This window comes from Burkholderia sp. LK4, from assembly GCF_001043615.1.
In the GTDB taxonomy this organism is placed as follows: Bacteria; Pseudomonadota; Gammaproteobacteria; order Burkholderiales; family Burkholderiaceae; genus Burkholderia; species Burkholderia cepacia.
This window is the reverse complement of sequence record NZ_LDUL01000066.1, coordinates 1-24,394: the sequence shown is the minus strand read 5'-3', so window position 1 is coordinate 24,394 and position 24,394 is coordinate 1. Positions and strand designations below refer to the sequence as shown.

Annotated in this window: 21 protein-coding genes and 1 pseudogene; 15 read left to right on the top strand and 7 right to left on the bottom strand. The window is 68.4% G+C overall.

The features are described from left to right. Window positions 1–41 precede the first annotated feature (41 nt). Genes VK92_RS29800 through rng form a run of 5 tightly spaced genes read left to right on the top strand, consistent with a single transcriptional unit; the run spans window position 42 to window position 3,852 of the window. Window positions 42–743: a nicotinate-nucleotide adenylyltransferase gene (locus VK92_RS29800; protein WP_230956651.1), complete on the top strand. Its 702-nt coding sequence runs from the start codon at window positions 42–44 to the stop codon at window positions 741–743. Window positions 744–747: 4 nt separating this feature from the next. Further along, window positions 748–1,194, top strand: a complete 447-nt coding sequence (gene rsfS / locus VK92_RS29795) for a ribosome silencing factor (RefSeq protein WP_048020458.1) — start codon at window positions 748–750, stop codon at window positions 1,192–1,194. 25 nt (window positions 1,195–1,219) lie between these two features. After that, a complete protein-coding gene (gene rlmH / locus VK92_RS29790; RefSeq protein WP_006484265.1) occupies window positions 1,220–1,690 on the top strand; it encodes a 23S rRNA (pseudouridine(1915)-N(3))-methyltransferase RlmH in 471 nt (156 codons plus the stop codon). Window positions 1,691–1,741: 51 nt separating this feature from the next. Further along, window positions 1,742–2,374, top strand: coding sequence for a Maf family protein (locus tag VK92_RS29785; protein WP_048020456.1), 633 nt, complete (start codon window positions 1,742–1,744; stop codon window positions 2,372–2,374). 8 nt (window positions 2,375–2,382) lie between these two features. Beyond that, entirely contained in the window at window positions 2,383–3,852 is a 1,470-nt protein-coding gene (gene rng / locus VK92_RS29780; protein WP_021161094.1) for a ribonuclease G, read from the top strand. 17 nt (window positions 3,853–3,869) lie between these two features. On the opposite strand, the pseudogene VK92_RS29775 reads toward rng, so the two are convergent. Next, window positions 3,870–4,252: pseudogene (locus VK92_RS29775) on the bottom strand (DUF1493 family protein). Window positions 4,253–4,584: 332 nt separating this feature from the next. On the opposite strand from VK92_RS29775, the gene VK92_RS29770 reads away from it, so the two are divergent. The 4 genes from VK92_RS29770 (at window position 4,585) to VK92_RS29755 (ending at window position 8,053) form a co-directional block, all read left to right on the top strand. Then, window positions 4,585–4,920 (top strand): YggL family protein, encoded by a 336-nt coding sequence (locus VK92_RS29770; protein ID WP_027786829.1) that lies wholly within the window; start codon window positions 4,585–4,587, stop codon window positions 4,918–4,920. A gap of 297 nt (window positions 4,921–5,217) precedes the next feature. Continuing rightward, window positions 5,218–6,180, top strand: coding sequence for a PRC-barrel domain-containing protein (locus tag VK92_RS29765; RefSeq protein WP_021161090.1), 963 nt, complete (start codon window positions 5,218–5,220; stop codon window positions 6,178–6,180). Continuing rightward, window positions 6,177–7,445, top strand: coding sequence for an MFS transporter (locus VK92_RS29760; protein ID WP_021161089.1), 1,269 nt, complete (start codon window positions 6,177–6,179; stop codon window positions 7,443–7,445). The genes VK92_RS29765 and VK92_RS29760 overlap by 4 nt, the downstream gene beginning before the upstream one ends. Window positions 7,446–7,486: 41 nt before the next feature. Continuing rightward, a complete protein-coding gene (locus VK92_RS29755; protein WP_021161088.1) occupies window positions 7,487–8,053 on the top strand; it encodes an FUSC family protein in 567 nt (188 codons plus the stop codon). A 64-nt stretch (window positions 8,054–8,117) separates the two neighbouring features. On the opposite strand, the gene VK92_RS29750 is transcribed toward VK92_RS29755, so the two are convergent. Continuing rightward, window positions 8,118–8,498 (bottom strand): RcnB family protein, encoded by a 381-nt coding sequence (locus tag VK92_RS29750; RefSeq protein WP_021161087.1) that lies wholly within the window; start codon window positions 8,496–8,498, stop codon window positions 8,118–8,120. A 94-nt stretch (window positions 8,499–8,592) separates the two neighbouring features. After that, window positions 8,593–10,344, bottom strand: a complete 1,752-nt coding sequence (msbA, locus tag VK92_RS29745; protein WP_034195746.1) for a lipid A export permease/ATP-binding protein MsbA — start codon at window positions 10,342–10,344, stop codon at window positions 8,593–8,595. 256 nt (window positions 10,345–10,600) lie between these two features. On the opposite strand from msbA, the gene VK92_RS29740 reads away from it, so the two are divergent. The 3 genes from VK92_RS29740 (at window position 10,601) to VK92_RS29730 (ending at window position 13,736) form a co-directional block, all read left to right on the top strand. Continuing rightward, window positions 10,601–11,353: a glycosyltransferase family 2 protein gene (locus VK92_RS29740; RefSeq protein WP_048020453.1), complete on the top strand. Its 753-nt coding sequence runs from the start codon at window positions 10,601–10,603 to the stop codon at window positions 11,351–11,353. A gap of 124 nt (window positions 11,354–11,477) precedes the next feature. Beyond that, window positions 11,478–12,320, top strand: coding sequence for a glycosyltransferase family 2 protein (locus VK92_RS29735; RefSeq protein ID WP_048020451.1), 843 nt, complete (start codon window positions 11,478–11,480; stop codon window positions 12,318–12,320). A gap of 135 nt (window positions 12,321–12,455) precedes the next feature. After that, the gene (locus VK92_RS29730; protein WP_021161082.1) at window positions 12,456–13,736 is read left to right on the top strand and encodes an O-antigen ligase family protein; all 1,281 of its coding nucleotides are present in this window, start codon (window positions 12,456–12,458) and stop codon (window positions 13,734–13,736) included. Window positions 13,737–13,890: 154 nt separating this feature from the next. On the opposite strand, the gene VK92_RS29725 is transcribed toward VK92_RS29730, so the two are convergent. Next, on the bottom strand, window positions 13,891–15,069 hold the full coding sequence (locus VK92_RS29725) for a glycosyltransferase family 9 protein (protein WP_048020449.1): 1,179 nt from the start codon (window positions 15,067–15,069) through the stop codon (window positions 13,891–13,893). A gap of 111 nt (window positions 15,070–15,180) precedes the next feature. Here VK92_RS29725 and VK92_RS42615 point away from each other — a divergent pair, with 111 nt between their 5' ends. Continuing rightward, window positions 15,181–15,369: a hypothetical protein gene (locus VK92_RS42615; protein ID WP_048028619.1), complete on the top strand. Its 189-nt coding sequence runs from the start codon at window positions 15,181–15,183 to the stop codon at window positions 15,367–15,369. Here the strand turns inward: VK92_RS42615 and VK92_RS29715 are convergent. After that, window positions 15,366–16,454, bottom strand: coding sequence for a glycosyltransferase family 9 protein (locus VK92_RS29715; protein WP_048026810.1), 1,089 nt, complete (start codon window positions 16,452–16,454; stop codon window positions 15,366–15,368). The genes VK92_RS42615 and VK92_RS29715 overlap by 4 nt on opposite strands. A gap of 305 nt (window positions 16,455–16,759) precedes the next feature. Next, a complete protein-coding gene (gene dnaE, locus VK92_RS29710) occupies window positions 16,760–20,293 on the bottom strand; it encodes a DNA polymerase III subunit alpha (protein ID WP_048026811.1) in 3,534 nt (1,177 codons plus the stop codon). 216 nt (window positions 20,294–20,509) lie between these two features. On the opposite strand from dnaE, the gene VK92_RS29705 reads away from it, so the two are divergent. After that, entirely contained in the window at window positions 20,510–21,364 is an 855-nt protein-coding gene (locus tag VK92_RS29705) for a sulfurtransferase (protein WP_048026812.1), read from the top strand. A gap of 22 nt (window positions 21,365–21,386) precedes the next feature. Next, window positions 21,387–22,280 carry a tRNA glutamyl-Q(34) synthetase GluQRS gene (gene gluQRS / locus VK92_RS29700; protein WP_048026813.1) on the top strand — a complete coding sequence of 298 codons (894 nt, stop codon included), beginning with the start codon at window positions 21,387–21,389 and terminating at the stop codon, window positions 22,278–22,280. 237 nt (window positions 22,281–22,517) lie between these two features. On the opposite strand, the gene VK92_RS29695 is transcribed toward gluQRS, so the two are convergent. Further along, window positions 22,518–24,086, bottom strand: coding sequence for a DEAD/DEAH box helicase (locus VK92_RS29695; RefSeq protein WP_082160953.1), 1,569 nt, complete (start codon window positions 24,084–24,086; stop codon window positions 22,518–22,520). Window positions 24,087–24,394: the final 308 nt, after the last annotated feature.

The window sequence follows — 24,394 nt, the reverse complement described above, 5'->3', positions numbered from 1 at the left end:
GCCCGCCGCGCCCCGCCGCCTCAAGAACAGGACACGTTTTTCTGGACACCATCGCCCGCCCCGCCCCGCTGCCGCGTCGTATCGGCCTGCTGGGCGGCACTTTCGACCCGATCCACGACGGCCATCTCGCGCTCGCGCGCCGATTCGCCGGGCTGCTCGGCCTGACCGAACTCGTGCTGCTGCCCGCCGGGCAGCCGTACCAGAAGCGCGACGTGTCGGCCGCCGAGCATCGGCTCGCGATGACCCGCGCGGCCGCGGATTCGCTCGTGCTGCCCGGCGTGAGCGTGACCGTCGCCACCGACGAGATCGAACACGCCGGCCCGACCTACACGGTCGAGACGCTCGCGCGCTGGCGCGCGCGGATCGGCCCGGACGCGTCGCTGTCGCTGCTGATCGGGGCCGACCAGCTCGTGCGCCTCGACACGTGGCGCGACTGGCGCACGCTGTTCGACTACGCGCACATCTGCGTGTCGACGCGCCCGGGCTTCGAGCTCGGCGCGGCGCCGCCGGACGTCGCGCGGGAAATCGCCGCGCGGCAGGCCGGCGCCGACGTGCTGAAGGCCACGCCGGCAGGCCACCTGCTGATCGATACGACCCTTTCGTTCGACATCGCCGCGACCGACATCCGCGCACACCTGCGCGAATGCATCGCGCGCCATGCACAAATGCCCGACGCATCGGCCGAGCATGTGCCGGCCGCCGTATGGGCCTATATTCTTCAACATCGCCTCTACCATTCCTGAATCCATGGATATTCGCAAACTGCAGCGCGTGATCGTCGACGCCCTCGAAGACGTCAAGGCGCAAGACATCAAGGTGTTCAACACCAGCCACCTGACCGAACTGTTCGACCGCGTGGTCGTCGCCTCGGGCACCTCCAACCGCCAGACCAAGGCGCTCGCGTCGAACGTGCGCGACAAGGTCAAGGAAGCCGGCGGCGACGTCGTCAGCTCCGAAGGCGAAGACACCGGCGAATGGGTGCTCGTCGACTGCGGCGACGCGGTCGTGCACATCCTGCAGCCGGCCCTGCGCCAGTACTACAACCTCGAGGAAATCTGGGGCGACAAGCCCGTGCGGATGAAGCTCGGCGGCGGCAAGGGGAACGGCTTCGCCACGGCCAGCGAAGGCGACGAGGACGAGGAAGAAGCCGCGCCCGCACGCCCGGCGCGCAAGACGGCCGCCCGCCGCCGTTGAGCCCCGAGTCGTTACGCGTCTCCCGATGAAGCTTTTCATTCTTGCGGTCGGCCACAAGATGCCGGGCTGGATCGCGTCCGGCTTCGACGAATACACGAAGCGGATGCCGCCGGAACTTCGCATCGAGTTGCGCGAGATCAAGCCCGAACTGCGTTCGGGCGGCCGCAGCGCCGAGAGCGTGATGGCGGCCGAGCGGCAGAAGATCGAGGCCGCGTTGCCGAAGGGCGCGCGCCTCGTCGCGCTCGACGAGCGCGGCCGCGACTGGACCACGATGCAGCTCGCGCAGGCGCTGCCCGGCTGGCAGCAGGACGGCCGCGACGTCGCGTTCGTGATCGGCGGGGCCGACGGGCTCGATCCGGAACTGAAAGCACGTGCCGACGTGCTGCTGCGCATCTCGAGCATGACGCTGCCGCACGGGATGGTGCGCGTGCTGCTCGCCGAACAGCTTTACCGGGCGTGGAGCATCACGCAGAATCACCCCTACCACCGCGCATGACGTGTCGTCCTCGAGACGCGCGCCTCGCGCGCTCACCGAGATAACGACACCATGCCGTCCAGCACGTCCCCCGCACTTTTCCCGACCCTTTACCTCGCTTCACAAAGCCCGCGCCGCCAGGAGCTGCTGCAGCAGATCGGCGTGCGCTTCGAGCTGCTGCTGCCGCGCCCCGACGAGGACGCCGAAGCGCTCGAGGCCGAACTGCCCGGCGAAGCCGCCGATGCCTACGTGCGGCGCGTGACCGTCGCCAAGGCCGAGGCCGCGCGTGCGCGCCTCGTCGCGAGCGGCAAGCCGGCCGCGCCAGTACTCGTGGCGGACACCACGGTGACGATCGACGGCGCGATCCTCGGCAAGCCGGCCGACGCCGACGACGCGCTCGCGATGCTCACGCGCCTCGCGGGCCGCGAACACGCAGTCCTGACCGCCGTCGCCGTGATCAGCGCCGACGGCGAACTCCTGCCGCCCGCGCTGTCGCGCTCGTCGGTACGCTTTTCAAATGCATCGCGCGACGCGTTCGCCCGCTACGTCGACACCGGCGAGCCGTTCGGCAAGGCCGGCGCGTACGCGATCCAGGGGCGCGCGGCCGAGTTCATCGAGCGAATCGACGGTTCCCATTCAGGTATCATGGGTCTGCCCCTTTTTGAGACCGCGGCGCTGTTGCGCACCGCGCGTGTCGCCTTCTGAATCCCACCATGAACGAAGAAATCCTGATCAACCTCACGCCGCAGGAAACGCGGGTCGCACTCGTCCAGCAAGGCGCGGTGCAGGAGCTTCACGTCGAGCGCACGCTGTCGCGCGGGCGGGTCGGCAACATCTATCTCGGCAAGGTCGTGCGCGTGCTGCCCGGCATGCAGTCGGCATTCATCGACATCGGCCTAGAACGCGCGGCGTTCCTGCACGTCGCCGACATCTGGCATCCGCGCCTCGCGGGCGAGCCGCAGTCGGGCACGCCGCACCAGCCGATCGAAAAGACCGTGTTCGAGGGCCAGACGCTGATGGTCCAGGTGATCAAGGATCCGATCGGCACGAAAGGCGCCCGGCTGTCGACGCAGGTCAGCATCGCGGGCCGCACGCTCGTCTACCTGCCGCAGGAGCCGCATATCGGCATCTCGCAGAAGATCGAGAGCGAGGCCGAGCGCGAAGCCGTGCGCGCACGGCTGACCGCCGTGATCCCGCCGGACGAGAAAGGCGGCTATATCGTGCGCACGATCGCCGAGGATGCAACTTCCGACGAACTCGCCGGCGACGTCACGTACCTGCGCAAGACGTGGGCGACGATCGTCGGGCAGGCGCAGCGGCTGCCGGCGACGAGCCTGCTGTACCAGGATCTCGACCTCGCGCAGCGCGTGCTGCGCGATTTCGCGAACGACGACACGACACGCATCCAGGTCGATTCGCGCGAGACCTACCAGCGCCTCTCCGAATTCGCGGCCGAGTTCACGCCGGCCGTGAGCCCGAAACTGCACCACTACACGGGCGAACGGCCGCTGTTCGACCTGTACAACATCGAGACGGAGATCCAGCGCGCACTGTCGCGCCGTGTCGACCTGAAGTCGGGCGGCTACCTGATGATCGACCAGACCGAGGCGATGACGACGATCGACGTGAACACGGGCGGTTACGTCGGTGCGCGCAACTTCGACGACACGATCTTCAAGACCAACCTCGAGGCCGCGCACACGATCGCGCGGCAGCTGCGGCTGCGCAACCTCGGCGGGATCATCATCATCGACTTCATCGACATGGAGAACGCCGAGCATCGCGACGCGGTGTTGTCCGAGCTGAAGAAGGCGCTGTCGCGCGACCGCACGCGCGTGACGGTCAACGGCTTCTCCCAGCTCGGGCTCGTCGAGATGACACGCAAGCGCACGCGCGAATCGCTCGCGCACGTGCTGTGCGAACCGTGCCCGACCTGCCAGGGCAAGGGCCAGGTGAAAACATCGCGTACCGTGTGCTACGACATCCTGCGCGAGATCCTGCGTGAGTCGCGGCAATTCAACCCGCGCGAATTCCGCGTGATCGCCGCGCAGCAGGTGATCGACCTGTTCCTCGACGAGGAATCGCAACATCTCGCGATGCTGATCGACTTCATCGGCAAGCCGGTGTCGCTGCAGGTCGAGTCGAATTTGAGCCAGGAGCAATACGACATCGTGCTGATGTAACGGCCGTTCGAGTCCGGTTATTTCGGGTGAGCGGTTGGCGTTGCGGCCCGCTCGATCGCATTGCTGTCCCAACGGCCGAGCCGCATCGCTTCCTCCAGCATGCCGAGCGTCAACGGCACGCGCGGTGGTTGGCGATAACGCTCGGAAAACATCGCGAGAAACGTCGTCACCGTATCCTGTTCCTCCGGGCCGAAATAGCGGCCGCAGGGAAAATCGCCGGCCTGCACGCCAAACGTTTCGGCCCACTTGTCGATGAATTCGATTGCGTCGATTCCGGTCACATACAGATCCTCTTCGAGGCGCGTGACGACGGAGCGATCTTCAGTTCGCCGCCGACCAACGGGCGACCCGGTTCTTCGCGCGTGAACGCCGCCAGCTTTTCCCGCGTATCGGTCGGCATTTCAGAACACCGAAAAAACAGGCCGCCCGCCTCGAGATCGATACGTCCAATGAACGAATTGCGATCGTCCGACATGCGACCCTCGTTGTCGTTCGAGTAGCCGCCGACCATAGCAAAGCCGAGGCAGCCCGCCGTCCCTGTATCATTCGGTCATGCGCGCGATGAGCCGCCGGGCCAAGCCGAATCACGAAACGCCCATCGCGTCAATGTTCACGAATGGTTTCACGATCGCCCCCGCGATGACACGCGATCGAGACGGCGCCACGCGTCATCCTTTCGCTGCCGCCTCCGGCCGCACGATCCATTCCCCTCTCATTCACTCACCACACACCATGAGCCAAGGCCACAACCGCCGCCAGCGCAAGAAACTCCACATCGGCGAATTCCAGGAACTCGCGTTCAACGCGACCGCGCACTACCGCAACGAACTGACCGACCTCGAACGCGGCCAGCTGATCGACGCGTTCATCGACTTCGTCGAAGCGAACGGTCTGCTGACCGTCGCGTCGGCGGACGAAGGCATCGGCGCGTACGTGATCTCCGGCGCACCGCGCGGCACGACGACCGACGCCGATCGCGAACTCGTGCGCGGTTGGCTCGCCGCCCGTCCGGAACTGACCGACGTGCAGGTCAGCGAATTCTCCGACGCGTGGTACCCGGAAGCCTGACGCCCGGTTTCCCCCTGCTTTCATGCAGCGCCCGCGCCTGCCCGCCATGACGGCGGCAGGCCGGGCCGGCACCCATGCGCACGGCCCCTCGCCCGGCCACTTCCCCGTCGCCCCACGGCGACGCGACCGCCGCCGATCCCTACCTTTTCCCGACAGTCCGCCTCCAGCAAGCCGTCGAAATCGGCCCTGAAAGGAAGACACGTTAAAATCTCCCGTCGCGTGGTGCGCCGCCCGCACCCGCCATCCATCGCCAGCCGCGTGCCCTCGGGCCGCCCCCGACCCATGGAGTGAGTGTCAATGAGCGGCGGACTTCCGTTTCCCGCATCCCGCAAGTCGTTGCCGTCGTCGACGGTCTTCCTGATTCTCGCCGCCGCCGCGCTGCTGTCCGGCTGCGGGCTGCTGCCGGTCCAGAATCCGCCCGCGCCGATCAGCGAGGCGCTCGTCGAGCCCGTCCAGGAAACCGCCGGCGAACCGCTGACGATGCCGCCCGTGCCGGCGCCGACGCAGCCGGAAGGGCCGGAAGCGCCGAAAAAGCCGCACCGCGAAGTCACGCGGCCCAAGCCCGTGCAACGCCCCGAATCGCCGACACCACCGCCGCCTCCGCCCGCGCCGATCGTCGCGACGCGCCCGCTCGACCGCACGCAGATCCATGCGCTGCTCGACAGCGAAGTCGCGCGCCGCAACGGCAAGGTGATCGGTCGCGCGGTCGACATGGTGACCGACGCGAGCGGCAAGCCGCGCGAGATGGTCGTCAACCTGCAGGGCTTCATGGGCGTCGGCGACCGCAAGGTCATCTTCCCGTGGAACGTGTTCCGCTTCACGCCGGGCGGCAAACAGGAGCCGATCGTGCTCGACGTGCCGTCGGGCGACCTGCCGCCTGCCGCGCGGCCCAAGGCCGTGCCGCTGTCGGGTTCGGCCGCGGCCTCGCCCGCGACGCGCCTGCCATTGCTCGACAGCGACGTCGAGCGCCCGAACGGCACGAAGATCGGCCGCGTCGTCGACGTGTTGATCGACCGCGCGTCGCAGCCGCAGGCTGTCGTGCTCGACCTCGGCGGGCTCGTCAATACCGACCGCCGTTCGATCGCCGCGAGCTGGGGCGCGCTGCGCTTCGTCACGCGCGACAAGGCGCTGCGTCCGCAGCTCGACCTGAACGACGCACAGATCAAGGCGGCGCCGCCCTACGCGGCCGACAAGCCGATCGTCGCGGTCTACCCGCCCGTTGCCCCGGCACCGGCTTCGTCTGCGAGTACGACCCGATGACGATCAAGCATTCCGTCAGCGTACGCAGTCTCCGGTCCCTCGACTGGCTCAACTTCTTCGTTGCAAACGTTCAAACCGGGTTCGGTCCGTTCATCGCGTCCTACCTCGCGTCGCACAAGTGGACGCAGGGCGAGATCGGCATGGTGCTGTCGATCGGCACGATCAGCGCGATGGTCAGCCAGGTGCCGGGCGGCGCCGCCGTCGATGCGCTGAAGAACAAGAAAGGCGCGGCCGCGTGGGCGATCGCGGCCATCATCCTGTCCGCGGTGCTGCTCGCGTCGAGCCCGACGATCGTGCCGGTGATCGCCGCCGAGGTGTTCCACGGTTTCGCGAGCTGCATGCTCGTGCCGGCGATGGCCGCGATCTCGTTCTCGCTCGTCGGCCGTGCCGACCTCGGCGACCGGCTCGGCCGCAACGCGCGCTGGGCATCGATCGGCAGCGCGGTCGCGGCGGGCCTGATGGGGCTCACCGGCGAATACTTCTCCGCGCGTGCGGTGTTCTGGCTGACCGCCGTGCTGGCGCTGCCCGCGCTGTTCGCACTCGCGATGATCCAGCCGACACACGAAGTGATCCCGCAATCGTCGAAGCCCGACGATCACGGCGACCACGACGAAGCCGGCGAACGCGAGACACTGCTCGAACTGCTGCGCGACCGCCGGATGCTGATCTTCGCGGCGTGCGTCGTGCTGTTCCACCTGTCGAACGCGGCGATGCTGAACCTCGCGGCCGGTGAAGTCACGGCCGGGATGGGCGAGAACGTGCAGCTCGTGATCGCCGCGTGCATCATCGTGCCGCAGGCGATCGTCGCGATGCTGTCGCCGTGGGTCGGCCGCTCCGCGCAGCGCTGGGGGCGCCGGCCGATCCTGCTGCTCGGCTTCTCCGCGCTGCCGGTGCGCGCGCTGTTGTTCGCGGGCGTGAGCAGCCCGTACCTGCTGGTGCCGGTGCAGATGCTCGACGGCATCAGCGCCGCCGTGTTCGGCGTGATGCTGCCGCTGATCGCGGCCGACGTCGCGGGCGGCAAGGGCCGCTACAACCTGTGCATCGGGCTGTTCGGGCTCGCGGCCGGGATCGGCGCGACGCTCAGCACCGCGGCTGCCGGCTACGTCGCCGATCATTTCGGGAATGCCGTCAGCTTCTTCGGGCTCGCGGGCGCCGGTGCGCTGGCCGTGCTGCTGGTCTGGCTCGTGATGCCCGAAACGCGCGTCGAGAACGGCGACGCGGCGGCCGACGAACCGGCCGCCGCATCGCCCGAACAGGCGCACTGACGCCCGCGCGCCGCCGCTACCCGCTTCTTGGCTAACGCATGATGGATACGATCAGGACACTCAACGAAGCCCGCCAGCAGATCCAGCAGTCGATCTTCGATCTGTTCAAGGGGCTGTCGTTCAGCGAACGGCTCGCGCAAGGCGGGCTGATGGCGCTGCAGGCCGTGTGCAGCGCGTGCCTCGCCTACGTGATCGGCCGCGCGATGCACACCGAGCAGGCCGTGTGGGCGGCGATCACCGCGATCGCCGTCACGCAGCACAACTACTCGGACACGATGTCGCTGTCGCGCGACCAGTTCGTCGGCGCGATGGTCGGCGGCGTGCTCGGCTTCGCCGGCGCGGCACTCGGCGGCGACCGCCTCGTCGCATATGCGATTACCGTCGCGGTCGTGATCGTCTGCTGCTGGTGCCTGAACGTCGGCAGCGCGGCACGGCTCGGCGGCGTAACCGCGACGATCGTGCTGCTGTTTCCGGGCAACGGCCCGCTGTGGGATGTTCCGCTGATGCGGCTCGGTGAAGTGACGCTCGGCACCGTGTGTGCGCTGGGCGTGTGCTGGGTGATGTCGAGAATCGAGCGCCGCTGGTTCCGCCACGCAGCGGCAAAGTGACGCGGCGGGCCGGCTGCCCGGCGCGCATCGCGGCGTCGCGATACGGGCCGGACGATCGGCCGGGTCAGTCGCCGATCCGCAGCACGATGCCGGAACCGATCTGCACCAGCAGGTGATCCCCGCCGACGCCGACCCATTGATAGCCGCGCGGCGGCGGGCTCAGGTGATAGCCGCGCCAGTCGTCGATCACGTACTGGCGATCGCGGAACTCGGGAGGAAGCCGGTCGCCCTTGTGCCATTCGCGGCGCGGCTGGTCGGCCCAGCGCGGCGGCACGTCGTCGTCATGACGCATCTGGCCGGGCGGCATATGTTTCGGGCCGTGGCCGTGCTGCATGCCGTGGCCGCCCTGGTCGTGGTGGTTGTCGTGGTCCTGCGCCATCGCGGCCGGTGCGGCGAAACCCGCCGCGATCACCGCGGCCAGCATCATTCCGTGCATCTTCTTCATCGTGCGTTCCCTCCGTGTCGTCACGTCGAACGAAACCACTCGAACTGCCCGATGAAGACTAGCACACGGTATCGCGCGGCTACGTAACCGCGCGTTACGCCGCCTGCTGCTGGTACTGGATCCGGTGCAGGTGCGCGTAGAGGCCGCCGTGGCGCAGCAATTCGTCGTGGCTGCCCTCTTCGACGATCTTGCCGGCCTCGAGCACGAGGATGCGGTCCGCGCGCTCGATCGTCGACAGCCGGTGCGCGATCACGAGCGTCGTGCGGCCTTCCATCAGCCGCTCGAGCGCGGCCTGCACGTGGCGCTCCGATTCCGAGTCGAGCGCCGAGGTCGCTTCGTCGAGAATCAGGATCGGCGCGTCCTTGTAGATCGCACGCGCGATCGCGAGCCGCTGGCGCTGGCCGCCGGACAGCCGCATCCCGTTGCCGCCGACGAGCGTGTCGAGCCCGTCGGGCATCGCGGCGACCGCATCGGCGAGGTTCGCGGCCTCGAGCGCGGCCTGCACGCGCGCGCGGTCGGGCGTCTGCCCGTACGCGACGTTCGCGGCGATCGTGTCGTTGAACAGCACGACGTCCTGGCTGACCATCGCCATCTGGCCGCGCAGCGCGTGGAGGTCGTAGTCGGCCACCGGCACGCCGTCGACCAGGATCGCGCCGTCGGTCGGGTCGAAGAAGCGCGGCAGCAGGTTCACGAGCGTCGTCTTGCCGCTGCCGGACGGGCCCGCGAGCGCAATCATTTCACCCGGCGCGACCTTGAACGAGATGCGGTCGAGCGTCGGCCGCTCGGTCGCGCCGTAGTCGAACGACACGTTGCGGAACTCGATCTCGCCGCGCGCATGCGGCAACAGCCGGCCGCCGCCCTGCGGCTCGGCCGGCTCGTCGATCAGCCCGAAGATCAGCTCGGCGGCCGTCATCCCGCGCTGCAGCGGCTGGTTGACGTCGATCAGGTGCTTGAGCGGCGAGATCACCAGCAGCATCGACGTGACGAACGCGACGAAGCCGCCGACCGTCGTCTGGTCGTTCGACGACTGCACGACCGCGATCGTGATCACGACCGCGAGCGCGATCGACGCGAGGAACTGCGTGAGCGGCTGAGCGAGGCCACCGGAAACCGTCATGCGCATCGCGTAGCCGCGCAGGCGCTTGCTCATCTGCGTGAAGCGGTCGATCTCGTACGCCTCGCCGTTGTGCACCTTGACGACCTTGTAGCCGCCGACCGTCTCCTCGACGATGTACGACAGCTCGTTGGTCAGCGTCTGGTGCTCGCGGTTCAGGCGGCGCAGGCGGCGGTTGATCTTGCTGACGAGCCAGCCGATGCCCGGCAGGATCACCGCGACGATCAGCGTGAGCCGCCAGTTCAGGTAGAACAGGTAGCCGAGCAGGAAGATCACCGTCAGCGAATCGCGCACCAGCGTGACCATCACGCCCGTCAGCACCGACAGGATCTGGTTGACCTCGAACACGATCGCGTTGATCACCGTGCTCGCGGTTTCGCGCTGGAAGAACGACGCGCCGGTATGGATCATCCGCTGGAACATCTCGAGCCGCAGTTGCAGCAGGATGCGGTTCGATACGTAGTTGAGCAGGTAATTCGACGTGTACTGGGACACCCCGCGCACGAGCGCGAGGCCGATCACCGCGATCGGCACGTACCATTTCGCACGGTCGCTGCCGTGCGCGCCGAAGCCGTGGTCGAGGAGCGGCTTGAGCAGCGCCGGGATACCGGCCTCGGTGGCCGCGACGACGCCCATCGTCATCACGGCGAGCACCACGATGCCGATCAGCGGCCGGATGTACGGCCACAGGCGCTTGAGGACCGTCACGGGCGAGGTGCCCGTGCCGTCCATCGGTTTGCGAAGAGTGTTCTGGGTTTCCAAGGCAATCCTTCTTGAGCCGCGAAGCGGCGCCCGGGCATGGCCGCCCGGGATGTCGCCCTGTCGGGCGGGTGCCGAAAAGGGCTCAACATTATAGCCGCACCGCCCCGGCGGGCACGGTCATGGCCGACGCGGGGCCGAAGCGGGGCCGACGCGGGGCCGAAGCGGCCGGCGGCCGGCCCGCGGGTATACTGCCGCTCACCGTTTTCTCCGCCTTTCCGACGATTTCATGGCTGAACCCTCCCTCGGCGTCGCCCTCATCGCCCTCAATGCGTCCGCGCGGCTTGCGCAGTGCCTTGCCGCGCTGTCGTTCGCCGACGACGTCGTCGTCATCGACGGCGGCAGCACCGACGATACGGTCGCGATCGCGCAGGCGCACGGCGCGCGCGTGATCGTCGAGCGCGACTGGCCGGGCTTCGGCCCGCAGAAGAACCGCGCGCTCGACGCGCTCGACACCGACTGGATCCTGTCCCTCGATACCGACGAAGTCGTCACTCCTGAACTCGCGCAGTCGATCCGCGACACGATCCGCGCACCGAACGCGCAGGTCTATGCGGTCGACCGGCTGTCGAGCTTCTGCGGCCAGTGGATCCATCACAGCGGCTGGTATCCGGACTGGGTGCCGCGCCTGTTCCGGCGCGGCTGCGCGCGCTTCTCGGACGATCTCGTGCACGAGCGCCTCGTGTTCGACGGCGCGGCGCAGCGCCTGTCCGGCAAGCTGATGCACTACTCGTACGAGGATTTCGAAACCGTCGTGCGCAAGCTCGACGCATATTCGACGGCCGGCGCGCGCCAGCGCCGCGCGGCCGGCCAGCGCGGCGGCTTCGGCAAGGCGCTCGCGCGCGGCGCCTGGGCGTTCGTGCGCACCTACGTGCTGCGGCGCGGCTTCCTCGACGGCCGCGCCGGCTTCATGATCGCCGTGTTCAACGCGGAAACCGTGTATTACCGGTTCCTGAAGCTCGGCCACGAACGGGCGCGCTGAGCGCCCGCCCGGCACGCGACCGGCGCGGCGTTACAATGCCGGGCTGCCCGCGCCGCGCGTGCCCGCTCGCCCGACTGGCGGCGCCGCGCGCCGCCCGCCACGACGACCACCGAATCCGACCGCCATGTTCTCCATCATCATTCCGACCTGGAACAACCTGCCGTACCTCAAGCTCGTCGTCGACAGCCTGCGCCGCCACTCCGCGTACGACCACCAGATCATCGTCCACGTGAACGACGGCTCCGACGGCACGCTCGACTGGGTGCGCAGCGAAGGCATCGAACACACCGCGTCGCCGACCAACATCGGCATCTGCCACGCGGTGAACTGGGCCGCCGCACGCGCGACCCGCGACTACGTCGTCTACATGAACGACGACATGTTCTGCTGCCCCGGCTGGGACACGGCGCTCGTGCGCCGCATCGAACAGATGCCGACCGACCTGTTCATGCTGTCGGGCACGATGATCGAGCCGGTCGACACGCGCAACCCGTGCGTCGTGGTCAGCAATTTCGGCCGCGACGCCGAGCATTTCGATGCGGCGGGCCTCGTCGCGGCGGCGCCGAAGCTCGCGCGCGCGGACTGGCTCGGCTCGACCTGGCCGCCGACGCTCGTGCACCGCGACTGGTGGAACCGGATCGGCGGCTACAGCAGCGAACTGTCGCCCGGCATGAGCAGCGACAACGATTTCTCGATGAAATTCTGGGATGCCGGCTGCCGGATCTTCATCGGTGCCGGCGACAGCCTCGTCTACCACTTCCAGCAGAAAAGCACGGGCAAGATCGTCAAGAACGACGGCCGCCGCCAGTTCCTCAACAAATGGGGCATGACCCAGGCGACGTTCGACCGCTACTACCTGCATCGCGGCGAACCGGCCGGCACGCGCGTCGCGCTCGACACGCCGGCCATCGAAGGACGCCTGAAGCGCGCGCTGCTGCGCTCGCGGATCAAGCGCGCGCTCAGCTGATCGGGCCCCGAAAACAGCGCGGAAACGCCCCCTGCTTCGCGTATACTCTGCGCCGTTCGTCCCGGCTCTCCCGCCGGGGCGCGCGGCGCGCAGCACGATGCCCGCAAGCCGCATTCGTCCATTCGACAGGTTCCGATGCTTTCGTTTTCCGCTCCCGCCACGCGGCGCCTGACCGCCGCCCGCGCCTTCGCCGTTGCCGCGCTCTGCATGGTGCCGGTCTCGACCGCGCTGACCAACGTCTTCTGCGGGCTGTTCGCCGCCGCGCTCGTCATCTCCCCCGAATTCTGGCGTGACCTTCGCTCGTTCGTCACCGACCAGGCTTCGCTCGCGGCACTGCTGATCCTCGCCGCGCTGGCCGTCAGCGTCACTTATACGGTTGCGCCGCACGCCAAGGCGTGGAACTGGGTCGCCAAATACGACAAGCTGCTGCTGCTGCCTTTTGCCGTGCTCGCGTTCCGCCATTCGAACTGGGCGCCGATCGTGCAGCGCTGCTGGTTCGCCACGCTGTGCGTCATCCTGCTGCTGTCGACGACCAACTACCTCGGGCTGACCGCGATCGGGCCCGCGCATGCGACCCAGCTGCCGCTGTCGCGCGCATGGGTGTTCAAGAACCACATCGCAGCCGGCATGTTCGGCGCGCTGCTGTTCTACCAGGCCGCCGATCTCGCGCTGTCGGCGCGCACGACGCTGTCGCGTGTCGCTTGCGCCGCCATCGCCGCGTGGTCGCTGGTGAACGTCTTCGTGATGCTGCAGGGCCGCACCGGGCAAGTCATCGCGCTGCTGCTGATCCTCGTCGTCGCGGTGCGTTTCGTGCTGTTGCTGCGCCGCCGGTCGGCGCTGCGCGCAGGGCTCGTCGCCGGGGTGTTCGTCCTGGCCGGCATCGCGCTGGTGGTAGCGGCTTGCACGGTTCACAACGGCCGGCTCATCAAGGTCGTGTCGGAAGTGCAGCAGTATCGGCAGAGCGATGCGGCGACGTCGACCGGGCTGCGCCTCGAGTGGTACAAGAAGGGCTTCGAACTGTATCGCCAGCGCCCGGTGATCGGCTATGGTGCGGGCGGCCTCGAATCCGAATTCGAGAAACTCACGGCCGGCAAGACGGCCGCCGAGGGCCAGCTGACGTCGAACCCGCACAACGAATACCTGCTGATGTCCGTGCAGCTCGGGACGCTCGGCCTGCTGCTGTTCATCAACCTGATCGTGCAGATCGCACGCGGCAGCCGCGCGCTCGACCCGCGCTCGCGGCATCTGCTGCTCGCCTGGCTCGCGATCTTCGCGATCGGCAGTCTCGCGAATTCGTTGCTGCTCGATTTCGCCGAAGGGCACCTGATCGTGCTGCTGGCCGGTATCCTGCTCGGCTGCGGCGAGCGCGGCGAGGCGCTGCCGCGCGAGACGTCGGCGATCCGGCGCAGCGCGTAACGCTTGACGCGCGGCGGACTGCGCCGTGCTGCCGACCGACTTCGGCGGCGGCGGCGCCCGCCGTCGAAGCGACCGGGCTGTACGCGTTCAGCGCGGCCCGTCGCGAAGCAGGCTATCCAGAACGAAAAAAAGCAAGGCGCGCGCCGCCCGCGCGTCAGTCGGAGCCGGCGCGATGCAGCCGTGACGTATCGACGGTGACCGCGGCCGGGCCCGGCGGATTCAGCCCCAGCATCTCGGCCGCTGCGGCCTTCACGCGCTGCGCACCGAGATTGACGAGGCAGTCGCTGCGGCTGTCGACCTTGCGCTCGCAGCCCTCGTGCCGGCACGGCACGCAATCGCCCTCCCCCTGCAGCAGCCACACGTTCCCGTGTCGCCCCGAGCCGCGCAGCGGCCACGGATTCTCGGTCGCCGGCCAGTGCTGCGGCCACGGGCCCCAGCGCACCGGGTCGGACGGACCGAACAGCGCGATCGTGTCGGTGCCGGTCGCGGCCGCGACGTGCGTCGCGCCGGTATCGGGCCCGATGAAGAGCCGCGCGCGCCGGACGAGTTCGGCACTTTCGCCGAACGTCAGGCGTCCGACCAGGTTCAGCACGTCGCCGCCCGCCTCGGCCGCGACCTGCTCCGCATACTCGCGCTCGCTGTCGGCCGGGCCGCCCGACAGCGCGACCGCGTAGCCGTGCTCGCGCAGCCAGCCGATCATCTCGACCCAGCCGTCGAGCCGCCACTGCTTGTAACGGAACATCGGATACGGATGCAGGACAACCAGCGGCTTGCCGGCGCGGATCGCGGGTGACTCGGCGAGCCACGCGTCGAAACGCGCACGCCGTGCCGGATCGTCGCCGATGCCGGGTGCGACGACCTCGGACACCGGCTCGATGCCGATCACCGGCGCGAGTGCCAGCGTGCTGACGACCGTATGCGCGGATTCGTGATGATTGATCGCGATGCCGTTCAGCATCATCCGCGTGAGCCACGTCACGCGGTTCGGATCGACGAGGCCCACCCGCTTGCGGCCCGCGAACCAGCTGTAGAAGCGCGGCCGGTCGGAGCTCAGCGCCGCGCACGCAAGATCGTAGCGGCGCCACATCGACAGCGCGTCGCGCAACCGCTCGCGGAAGCCCGCGCGCTGCGCGACGACGATCACGCGCCGCACGTCCGGATTGTGCTCGAGCACGCCTTCGGTGCCGCGAAACACCAGCATGTCGATCTGCGCATCCGGCCAGCGGGCCTTCAGCGAACGGACGAGCGGCGTCGTCAGCAGCACGTCGCCGATACGGCGCGGCGCGGCCACGAGGATGGTTCTGGGCGGGCGGGCGGAAGAAAACAGGGCCACGGCGATTCGGGTATCCGGCTGGCTGAACAAGGCTGGCAATGTACAGGATTTTGCAGCAGCCGGCGCGGCCTGGCGAATCGGCCGTGCGGCTGCCCTGATACGGCCCCGCTCATGGAGGGATGCCCGGCAGGCGCACCGCGCGCCGCGCGCCGCGCGCCGGTGTCGGTGTCGGTGTCGGTGTCGGTGTCGGTGTCGGTGTCGGTGTCGGTGTCGGTGTCGGTGCCGGTGCCGGTGCCGGTGCCGGTGCCGGTGCCGGTGCCGCACGCGGGGCTTGTAACGCCGTGGCGCCAGTGGCGCTAAGAAGCTGCCAAGATCACCGGCGTCGCGACAACGGCAGCCGGCCGCGGGCAGGCTGCGTCGGCCAGCGGTTCGTCGCGATCAGTGGCCTGCGGCAGCAGATGACGCACCGCGCGCTCGACCGCGTCGACACCGATCGCGTCGACGGTCGCGCCGGCGCGCAGGATCACGTGCGGCACACCGAGCGGGTGCCAGCGCAGGTATTTCTCGGGACGATCCTCGAACAGCGCGGCGACGGGCACGCCGAGCGCCGACGCGAGGTGCACGGGGGCGCTGTCGGCCGAGACGATCGCATCGAGCAGGCTCGCGGCCGCCACGAGATCGGCGACCGACGAAGGCGCGACATGGCGGGCGTTCACGTCGCGCCACGAGTCGTCCTCGGGCGCGTGACCCACGGCCGGGTCGCGAAACACGATCACATCGACGCTCGGCGCAAGCCGCTCGGCGAGGTCGTGCCAACGGTCCGCGGGCCAGCGGCGCTCGGCCGCCTTGTTCGTCACGAACAGCCCGACCCGCGGCTTCGTGCGCGCGCCGAGCAGCCGATGCCACGCGTCCTGCAGCGCGCGGTCGGGATGGACCGACAACTCGATCCGGTCGAGATCGGCGCGGCCGAGCTCGGGCACGAGCCGGAAACCCGACAGTGCTTCGTGGCACATCGGCCGCTGCGCGACATGCTCGGGCTTGCGATCGTCGAATTCGGTCTCGGCATCGTGCCAGCGGCAATCCTTCGCGCCGATCTGGCGCGCGAACTGCATGCTGCTGCGATGCATGCCGCCGTTCGGCACGACCACGAGGTCGAACCGCAAGCGGCGCAGGCGACGCACGAGCCGCAACCGGTCGAAGAATGCACGCATCCGCCCGGGACGGTCGTTGCGTTCGCATTGGCGGCTGTACACGTAGGTGTGGATCATGTCCACGTCCGGGTTTCCGGCCAGCGCGGCCGCGTTGTAGCGGTTCGCGACCACATGCAGTTCCGCGCCGGGCCAGCGCTCCTTCAGCGCACCGAGAAACGCCGTCGTGCACAGCATGTCGCCCAAAAAATCGATCCGGATCACGAGGATCCGCTGCGGCGGGTTCCCATTGGCCATGGTCATGTGGTGACTGTCAGTTCATTGTTGTCGCGACGGGCCATTTCCAGGCATCCGGCTCCAGACGGCCTTGTCGCATGTCGCCGCTCGCCGCACGGATCCGCCCCCGTTCATGCGCGCGATACCGGCGCCACCTGCCGGACGAGCGGCGATCGGCGCCGCGTTCGTGCGGCCAGCGCCGGATTGTATAGCGTCCGGATGGCCAGCCCAAGACCCGCTTGCGTGAACATGCAAAACGGCCCGCCGCACCGCACGATGGCGATGCGGCGGGCCGCGTGGCGCGACAGCCGTCGGCTGAAGCGCGGTCAGTACGTGATTTCGACGACGCTGCCGTCGAACGCCGCACGCAGCTCCGCGAGCAGCACGTCGCTCGGCTTCACGCGCCATGCGTCGCCGAGGCGCATTTCGCCTTGCGCCCGCGCGTTGCTGTAGTGAACCTGCACCGCGAGCCCGTTCGGCAGCGGCGCCTGCGGGCGGCGGCCGCCGTCGCGCCCGCCGCCGCGCGGCGCAGGCGCCTCGACCGCAGCCGTGGCCGCGGGATCGTCCTTCGACACGTGCGGCTCGAGCACACGGCGCAGCGCGGCCGCGTCGGCGTTGCCGTTCATCGTCAGCCGCACGGCCTGCGCATAACGGCTGCGCGCGCGTTCGAGATCCATCACCGTGTCGGCCGTGAAGCGGATGCCGCCCGTGAACGCATCGTTACGCGCCTGCCCCTGCACGATCAGCAGTTCGTCTTCCTTGAACAGCGCCTTGTTCGCCTCGAACTGCTCGTTGAAGATCGTGATCTCGCACTGGCCCGAGCCGTCGTCAAGCAGCGCGATCAGCATCTTGCCGCGCTGGGTCATCTGCGTGCGCAGCGAAGCGATGATGCCGGCCACGAGCTTGTCGCGCCCTTCCTTCAGGTCGCCGACCTTCTGCCGCACGAAGCGGCGCACCTCATCGCGATACGCGTCGAACAGGTGGCCGGACAGGTAGAAGCCGAGCGCGCCCTTTTCTTCCTGCAGGCGGCGCTTGTCGTCCCACGCGGGCTCGTCGACGAGCGCATGCGCGTGTGGCGATTCGGCGCCCATGTCGAACAGGCCGGCCTGCATCGCATTCGCCTCGGCCTGGTCGGCCGCTTCCATCGCCAGCGGTACCGACGCGATCAGCTGGGCACGGTTCGGATTCAGCGAATCGAATGCGCCGGCGCGGATCAGCGCCTCGACCGTGCGGCGGTTGACGACGCGCCGGTCGATCCGCTCGCAGAAGTCGAACAGGTCGGTGAATGCCTTTTCCTCGCGGGCGCGCAGGATTTCCTCGATCGCGTTCTGGCCGCTGCCCTTCACCGCGCCGAGGCCGTAGCGGATCGTGCGCGAGCGCTTGCCGTCGGCTTCCGCGACCGGCTCGAAGCGGTAATGCGACTGGTTGATGTCGGGCGGCAGCACGGCGAGGTTGTTCACGATGCAATCGTCGAACAGGATCTTCACCTTGTCGGTGTCGTCCATCGCGAGCGTCATGTTGGCCGCCATGAATTCGGCCGGATGGTGGGCCTTCAGCCACGCGGTGTGATACGCGAGCAGTGCGTAGGCAGCCGCGTGCGACTTGTTGAAGCCGTAGCCCGCGAACTTCTCCATCAAGTCGAAGATCTCGTCGGACTTCTCGCGCGTGAGGCCGTTCTTCGCCGCACCCTCGGCGAAGATCTCGCGATGCTTGGCCATCTCCTCGGGCTTCTTCTTGCCCATCGCGCGACGCAGCAAGTCCGCGCCGCCGAGCGAGTAGCCGCCGATGATCTGCGCCATCTGCATCACCTGCTCCTGATAGACCATAATGCCGTAGGTCTCTTTCAGGACGGGTTCGACGCGCGGATCCGGATAGTCGACCTTCTCGCGGCCGTGCTTCCGTGCGCAGAAGCTCGGGATCAGGTCCATCGGGCCCGGACGGTACAACGACACGAGCGCGATGATGTCCTCGAAACGGTCGGGCTGCGCATCCTTCAGCATGCCCTGCATCCCGCGGCTTTCCAGCTGGAACACGGCGACCGTGTTGGCCTTCTTCAGGATCTGGAACGAGGCGGGATCGTCGAGCGGCACCTGTGCGAGCGACCAGTCGGCCTTCGACGGATCGAGGCGGCGGATGTAGCGCTCGGCCCAGTCGAGGATCGTCAGCGTCGTGAGACCCAGAAAGTCGAACTTCACGAGGCCGACGGCTTCGACGTCGTCCTTGTCGTACTGGCTGACCACACCGCCGTCGTCGCCCTGCGTGTACAACGGGCAGAAATCGGTCAGCTTGCCGGGCGCGATCAGCACGCCGCCCGCGTGCATCCCGACGTTACGCGTGAGGCCCTCGACGCGCTGCGCGAGGTCGAGCAGCTGGTGCACTTCGTCCTCGTGGTCGTAGCGCTCCTGAAGCTGCGGCTCCTCCTTCATCGCGTCGGCGATCGTCACATGCTTGCCCGGCTTGAACGGGATCAGCTTCGCGATACCGTCGGTGAACATGTAGCCGAGGTCGAGCACGCGGCCGATGTCGCGCACGGCCGCCTTCGCGGCCATGGTGCCGAAGGTGGCGATCTGCGACACGGCGTCCGCGCCGTATTTTTCCTTCACGTACTGGATCACGCGATCGCGGCCGTGCTGGCAGAAGTCGATGTCGAAGTCGGGCATCGACACGCGTTCCGGGTTCAGGAAACGCTCGAACAGCAGGTTGTAGCGCAGCGGGTCGAGATCGGTAATGCCGAGCGCGTACGCGACCAGCGAACCGGCGCCCGAGCCGCGGCCCGGGCCGACCGGCACGCCGTTGCTCTTCGCCCAGTTGATGAAGTCCGCGACGATCAGGAAGTAGCCGGGAAAGCCCATCTTCGTGATGGTCCCGCACTCGAATTCGAGGCGCTTGTAGTACGTGTCGCGCTGCGCGTCGCGCTCGGCTTCGGCCGGATACAGCTGCGCGAGACGCGTCTCGAGCCCTTCCTTCGACAGCTGGACGAGGTAGTCGTCGAGCGACATGCCGTCCGGCGTCGGGAACAGCGGCAGCTTCGGCTTGCCGAGCTCGAGCTTCAGGTTGCAGCGCTTCGCGATCTCGACCGTGTTCGCGATCGCCGACGGCAGGTCGGCGAACAGCGCGACCATGTCGTCCTGCGTGCGGAAATACTGGTCGGTCGTGAAACGCTTCTGGCGCCGCGGATTCGCGAGGATGTCGCCTTCCGAGATACACACGCGCGCTTCGTGCGCGGTGAAATCGTCGTCGGTCATGAACTGCGTCGGGTGCGTCGCGACGACCGGCAGCTTCAGCGCCGCGGCGAGCGTCGCGGCCTGCTGGATGTACGCCTCGGCGCCCGGCTGGCCGTAACGCTGCAGCTCGATGTAGAAGCCGCCCGGGAACACCTTCGCCCAGCGCTCGGCGTGACGGCGCGCGGCTTCTTCGTTGCCCGCGGCAAACGCGAGCCCGATATCGCCCTGTTGCGCACCCGACAGCGCGAGGAGCCCCTGCGCGAGCTCGCCGTCGAGCCAGCTCGCGTCGAGTTCCGCACGGCCGCGGTACTGGTTCGTGAGCCACGCCTTCGACAGCAGCTCGCAGAGATTCAGGTAGCCGACCTTGTCCTTGACGAGCAGCAGCAGCCGCGACGGCTTGTCGCGGTCGTCGGGATTGGCGATCCAGACGTCGCAGCCGGCGATCGGCTTGATGCCCTTGCCGCGGGCTTCCTGGTAGAAACGGACGAGGCCGAATGCGTTGCCGAGATCGGTGAGCGCGAGCGCGCCCTGACCGTCCGCGGCCGCCGCCTTGACGATGTCGTCAATGCGCACGATGCCGTCGGCAATCGAGAATTCGGAGTGAACGCGAAGATGGACGAAGCGGGGATCTGACATGGGCGCTATTGTAGCCGCCCCGCCGCGCAGGCTGCCCAAAAAATGCCCGCTTTGGCCGTTCGGCCGATACGCGCGGCGACGCGTCGCGCGGTTGGCCGACCGGCCAGGTACCGATGCCCGCGCCGTTTGCGGGATAATACGGTTTTTCGAATCAACGCCCCGGCTTCGCACCCTTTTTTGCGGGCCGCCGTGCGGCCGTTTTCCCGTCGGACCATCATGACCATCGTCAACCTCGCCGCCTACCACTTCGTGTCGCTCGACGCGACCGAGCAATGGCGCCCGCTCGTCACCGCCCGCTGCAACGAACTCGGCCTGCGCGGCACGATCCTGCTCGCGCCGGAAGGCATCAACCTGTTCATCGCCGGCACGCGTGACGCCACCGACGCATTCATCGCGTACATCCGCCACGATCCGCTGTTCGAGGGCAAGTTCGCGTCGCTGCAGTTCAAGGAAAGCCTGTCCGATTCGCAGCCGTTCCGCCGGATGCTCGTGCGCCTGAAGCGCGAGATCATCACGATGAAGAAGCCGGCGATCAAGCCGGAACTCGGCCGCGCGCCGTTCGTCGACGCACGCACGCTGAAGACGTGGCTCGACCGCGGCCACGACGACACGGGCCGCCCGGTCGTGATGCTCGACACGCGCAACGCATTCGAAGTCGACGTCGGCACGTTCGACGACGCACTCGACTACCGGATCGACAAGTTCAGCGAATTCCCTGAAGTGATCGACGCGAACCGCGCCGACCTCGAAGGCAAGACGGTCGTGTCGTTCTGCACGGGCGGCATCCGCTGCGAGAAGGCCGCGATCCACATGAAGGAAATCGGCATCGAGAACGTGTACCAGCTCGAAGGCGGAATCCTGAAATACTTCGAGGAAGTCGGCGGCGCGCACTACCACGGCGACTGCTTCGTGTTCGATTACCGCACCGCGCTGAACCCGCAACTCCAGCCCACCGGGAACGTCACGTGCTTCGCGTGCCGCGCGGTCGTCACGCCGGAAGCGCAACAGTTGCCGAGCTACGTGCCCGGCCAGTCGTGCCCGGCCTGCGCACCGGCAGCCAGCGCAGCCTGACCGCGCGCCGCCCCGCGCCCCGATGAGCGCCTATCGCGGCCGTTTCGCGCCGTCGCCCACCGGCCCGCTGCACTTCGGCTCGCTGGTCGGCGCGCTCGCGAGCTGGCTCGACGCGCGCGCGCACGGCGGCGCGTGGCTCGTGCGCATCGAGGATCTCGACGGCCCGCGCACGGTACCCGGCGCGGCCGACGACATCCTCGCGACGCTCGCGCATTTCGGCATGACGCCCGACGAGCCGCCCGTCTGGCAAAGTACGCGGGACGCGGCCTATACGGCCGCGCTCGAACGGCTCGTCTCGGCCGGGCTCGTCTATCCGTGCGGCTGCACGCGCAAGGAAATCGCCGACTCGCTGCGCGCCGCGCACGAGCGCCACACGACGCTCGCCTATCCGGGCACCTGTCGCACCGGCCTGCACGGCAAGCCCGCGCGCGCGTGGCGGGTGCGCGTGCCGGACGGCGCTGCCGCGATCGTCACGTTCGACGATCGCTGGCAGCACACGCAAACGCAGAACCTCGCGACCGAAGTCGGCGATTTCGTGCTGAAACGCGCGGACGGGCAATGGGCGTATCAGCTCGCCGTCGTCGTCGACGATGCCGATGCAGGCATCACGCACGTCGTGCGGGGCGCCGACCTGCTCGACTCGACCGCGCGCCAGATCTACCTGCAGCACTGCCTCGGCGTGCCGACCCCGCGATACCTGCACGTGCCCGTCGTGGTCGACGCGAACGGCGAAAAGCTCAGCAAGCAGACGGGCGCGACCGCGCTCGAACGCGACGATCCGCTGCCGGCACTGCAGGCTGCGGCCGCGCATCTGGGCCTCGCGCCGGCCGGCGCGCTCGCGGCCACGACTCTCGATGCGTTCTACGCAGCCGCAACGGCCGCGTGGGCGACACGCTTCGGGCCGCAGGCCGGGTGACGCGCGGTTTCGCGCCGATTTCGCGCCGATTTCGCGCCGATTTCGCGCCGGTTTCGCGCCGGTTTCGCGCCAATCGCGCGGCCGCCGGGTGCCGCTTGCATCGCTCGCCGCCGGCGCCAAGCGCCCTCTTCCGCTCCACCATCGAACCGCGCCCCCAATGAAAAACGGGCACATGCTCATCGCATGCACCCGCTTTTCCCACAGCGCTCGCGCGCCGCACCGTCATGTCCGCCAGGCTTACGCCGACGGCTTGCGCGGCATCCCGAACCCGCCGAGCAGCGCGGCGACCTGACGCTTCGGCCCCTTCTTCTCGGGCTGCTGCGCAGGCTGCGCGTCGTCCCGCTGCTTCGCGGGCGCCGAGGGCTCGTACGGCTTCAGGAAGAAATCGTCGACCGGCGCTTCGTGGCGACGGTGATGACCGCGCTCGGAGCCGCCCGGGCGGCGTCCCGACGCACCGCGATGTTCGTCGCGTTCGCGACGGCCGCCCCGTTCGCCGCCGCGTTCGCCGCCGCGCTCGCTGTTGCGATCGCCGCCGCGGTCGTTGCCGCGCTCGTCGTGACGATGGCGCGCCGGCTTGTCGAGCGTGAGCGTCTGCATCTCGAGCGGACGCTTGATCAGCTTCTCGATATCGGCAAGCTGCTTGCGCTCGTTCGGGCTGCACAGCGACAGCGCGTCGCCCGTCGCACCCGCGCGGCCGGTACGGCCGATCCGGTGCACGTAGTCTTCCGCGCTGAACGGCAGGTCGAAGTTGATCACGGCGGGCAGTTCGGCGATGTCGAGGCCGCGCGCGGCCACGTCGGTCGCGACCAGCGCCTCGATCTCGCCGCGCTTGAACGCGTCGAGTGCCTGCATCCGCTCGATCTGCGTCTTGTCGCCGTGGATCGCCGACGCGACCACGCCGTCGCGCTCGAGATTGCGCGCCAGCCGGCTCGCGCCGATCTTGCTGTTGCAGAACACGATCACCTGCTTGAGCCCGCGATCGCGCAACAACTGCACGACGGCCGCCTGCTTGTCGCCTTCGGCGACGTCGTAGACGATCTGCGTGACGTTCGCGTTCGTCGAATTGCTGCGCGCGACTTCGATCGTCTGCGGGTTGCGCAGGTAGGTCGACGCGAGCTTCTTGATTTCCGGCGAGAAGGTGGCCGAGAACAGCAGCGTCTGACGTTCCTTCGGCAGCAGGTTCAGGATGCGCTGCAGATCGGGCAGGAAGCCCATGTCGAGCATCCGGTCGGCTTCGTCGAGCACGAGGATCTGCACCTGGCCGAGATTCGCCGTCTTCTGCTGCACGTGGTCGAGCAGGCGGCCCGGCGTCGCGATCAGGATCTCGACGCCGCGGCGCAGTTCGGCCATCTGCGGGTTCATGTCGACGCCGCCGAACACGACCGCGCTGCGCAGCGGCGTGTGCTTCGCATACGCGTGCACGTTCGCGGCGACCTGGTCGGCGAGTTCGCGGGTCGGCGTGAGGATCAGCGCGCGCACCGGGTGGCGCGCCGGCGACGCGCTCGTGTTGGCCTGCGGCAGCAGCCGCTGGATGATCGGCAGCGAGAAACTCGCGGTCTTGCCGGTACCCGTTTGCGCGGCGCCCATGACGTCGCGGCCGGCGAGCACGACCGGAATGGCCTGCGCCTGGATCGGCGTCGGCGTCGTATAACCCTGCTCCGCAATGGCTTTCAGGATATCGGCGGCAAGGCCGAATTGATCGAAGGTTGCGTCGACGGGCTTGGCGACAGAATCGGACATGGTGGCGTTTCGCTCAAAAGGCGCGGCGGGGACATCGTGCGTCAGGCCAGCCGGGCCTGCGCTCATCACAATTCGGAATTAGACGGAGCCGCGGCGCGCCGCGCGGCGCCGCTCTGGCGCTTGGGACCGGTTCAATATGAACGCTGGACGCCAGGCCGTGCGGACTCCGTTCGGCGCGAATGCCGGCGGAAAGGGGCGTATTGTAGCACTGCGCAGCCATCTGTCCGTGACAACGCCGCGAACGGCCCCACCGACCGTGCGCGCGGCGGGCCCGGGCAGGCCCGTGCGGTCGACGAACGCCCCGATCGGGCTATCCCGATCGGTCGACGGATAATTTTAAGGGTCAGATTCCGGATCGCCTTGCCGGATCGCCT

What these genes read in the sequence shown, in the direction of transcription:
- VK92_RS29765 (WP_021161090.1), top strand. Translation starts at nt 5,218, where the DNA reads ATGAGCGGCGGACTTCCGTTTCCCGCATCCCGCAAGTCGTTGCCGTCG.
- VK92_RS29750 (WP_021161087.1), bottom strand. Translation starts at nt 8,498, where the DNA reads ATGAAGAAGATGCACGGAATGATGCTGGCCGCGGTGATCGCGGCGGGT.
- dnaE (WP_048026811.1), bottom strand. Translation starts at nt 20,293, where the DNA reads ATGTCAGATCCCCGCTTCGTCCATCTTCGCGTTCACTCCGAATTCTCG.
- VK92_RS29770 (WP_027786829.1), top strand. Translation starts at nt 4,585, where the DNA reads ATGAGCCAAGGCCACAACCGCCGCCAGCGCAAGAAACTCCACATCGGC.
- rsfS (WP_048020458.1), top strand. Translation starts at nt 748, where the DNA reads ATGGATATTCGCAAACTGCAGCGCGTGATCGTCGACGCCCTCGAAGAC.
- VK92_RS29705 (WP_048026812.1), top strand. Translation starts at nt 20,510, where the DNA reads ATGACCATCGTCAACCTCGCCGCCTACCACTTCGTGTCGCTCGACGCG.
- msbA (WP_034195746.1), bottom strand. Translation starts at nt 10,344, where the DNA reads ATGGACGGCACGGGCACCTCGCCCGTGACGGTCCTCAAGCGCCTGTGG.
- gluQRS (WP_048026813.1), top strand. Translation starts at nt 21,387, where the DNA reads ATGAGCGCCTATCGCGGCCGTTTCGCGCCGTCGCCCACCGGCCCGCTG.
- VK92_RS29755 (WP_021161088.1), top strand. Translation starts at nt 7,487, where the DNA reads ATGGATACGATCAGGACACTCAACGAAGCCCGCCAGCAGATCCAGCAG.
- VK92_RS29785 (WP_048020456.1), top strand. Translation starts at nt 1,742, where the DNA reads ATGCCGTCCAGCACGTCCCCCGCACTTTTCCCGACCCTTTACCTCGCT.
- VK92_RS29695 (WP_082160953.1), bottom strand. Translation starts at nt 24,086, where the DNA reads ATGAGCGCAGGCCCGGCTGGCCTGACGCACGATGTCCCCGCCGCGCCT.
- VK92_RS29760 (WP_021161089.1), top strand. Translation starts at nt 6,177, where the DNA reads ATGACGATCAAGCATTCCGTCAGCGTACGCAGTCTCCGGTCCCTCGAC.
- VK92_RS29730 (WP_021161082.1), top strand. Translation starts at nt 12,456, where the DNA reads ATGCTTTCGTTTTCCGCTCCCGCCACGCGGCGCCTGACCGCCGCCCGC.
- rng (WP_021161094.1), top strand. Translation starts at nt 2,383, where the DNA reads ATGAACGAAGAAATCCTGATCAACCTCACGCCGCAGGAAACGCGGGTC.
- VK92_RS29735 (WP_048020451.1), top strand. Translation starts at nt 11,478, where the DNA reads ATGTTCTCCATCATCATTCCGACCTGGAACAACCTGCCGTACCTCAAG.
- VK92_RS42615 (WP_048028619.1), top strand. Translation starts at nt 15,181, where the DNA reads ATGGAGGGATGCCCGGCAGGCGCACCGCGCGCCGCGCGCCGCGCGCCG.
- VK92_RS29740 (WP_048020453.1), top strand. Translation starts at nt 10,601, where the DNA reads ATGGCTGAACCCTCCCTCGGCGTCGCCCTCATCGCCCTCAATGCGTCC.
- VK92_RS29715 (WP_048026810.1), bottom strand. Translation starts at nt 16,454, where the DNA reads ATGGCCAATGGGAACCCGCCGCAGCGGATCCTCGTGATCCGGATCGAT.
- rlmH (WP_006484265.1), top strand. Translation starts at nt 1,220, where the DNA reads ATGAAGCTTTTCATTCTTGCGGTCGGCCACAAGATGCCGGGCTGGATC.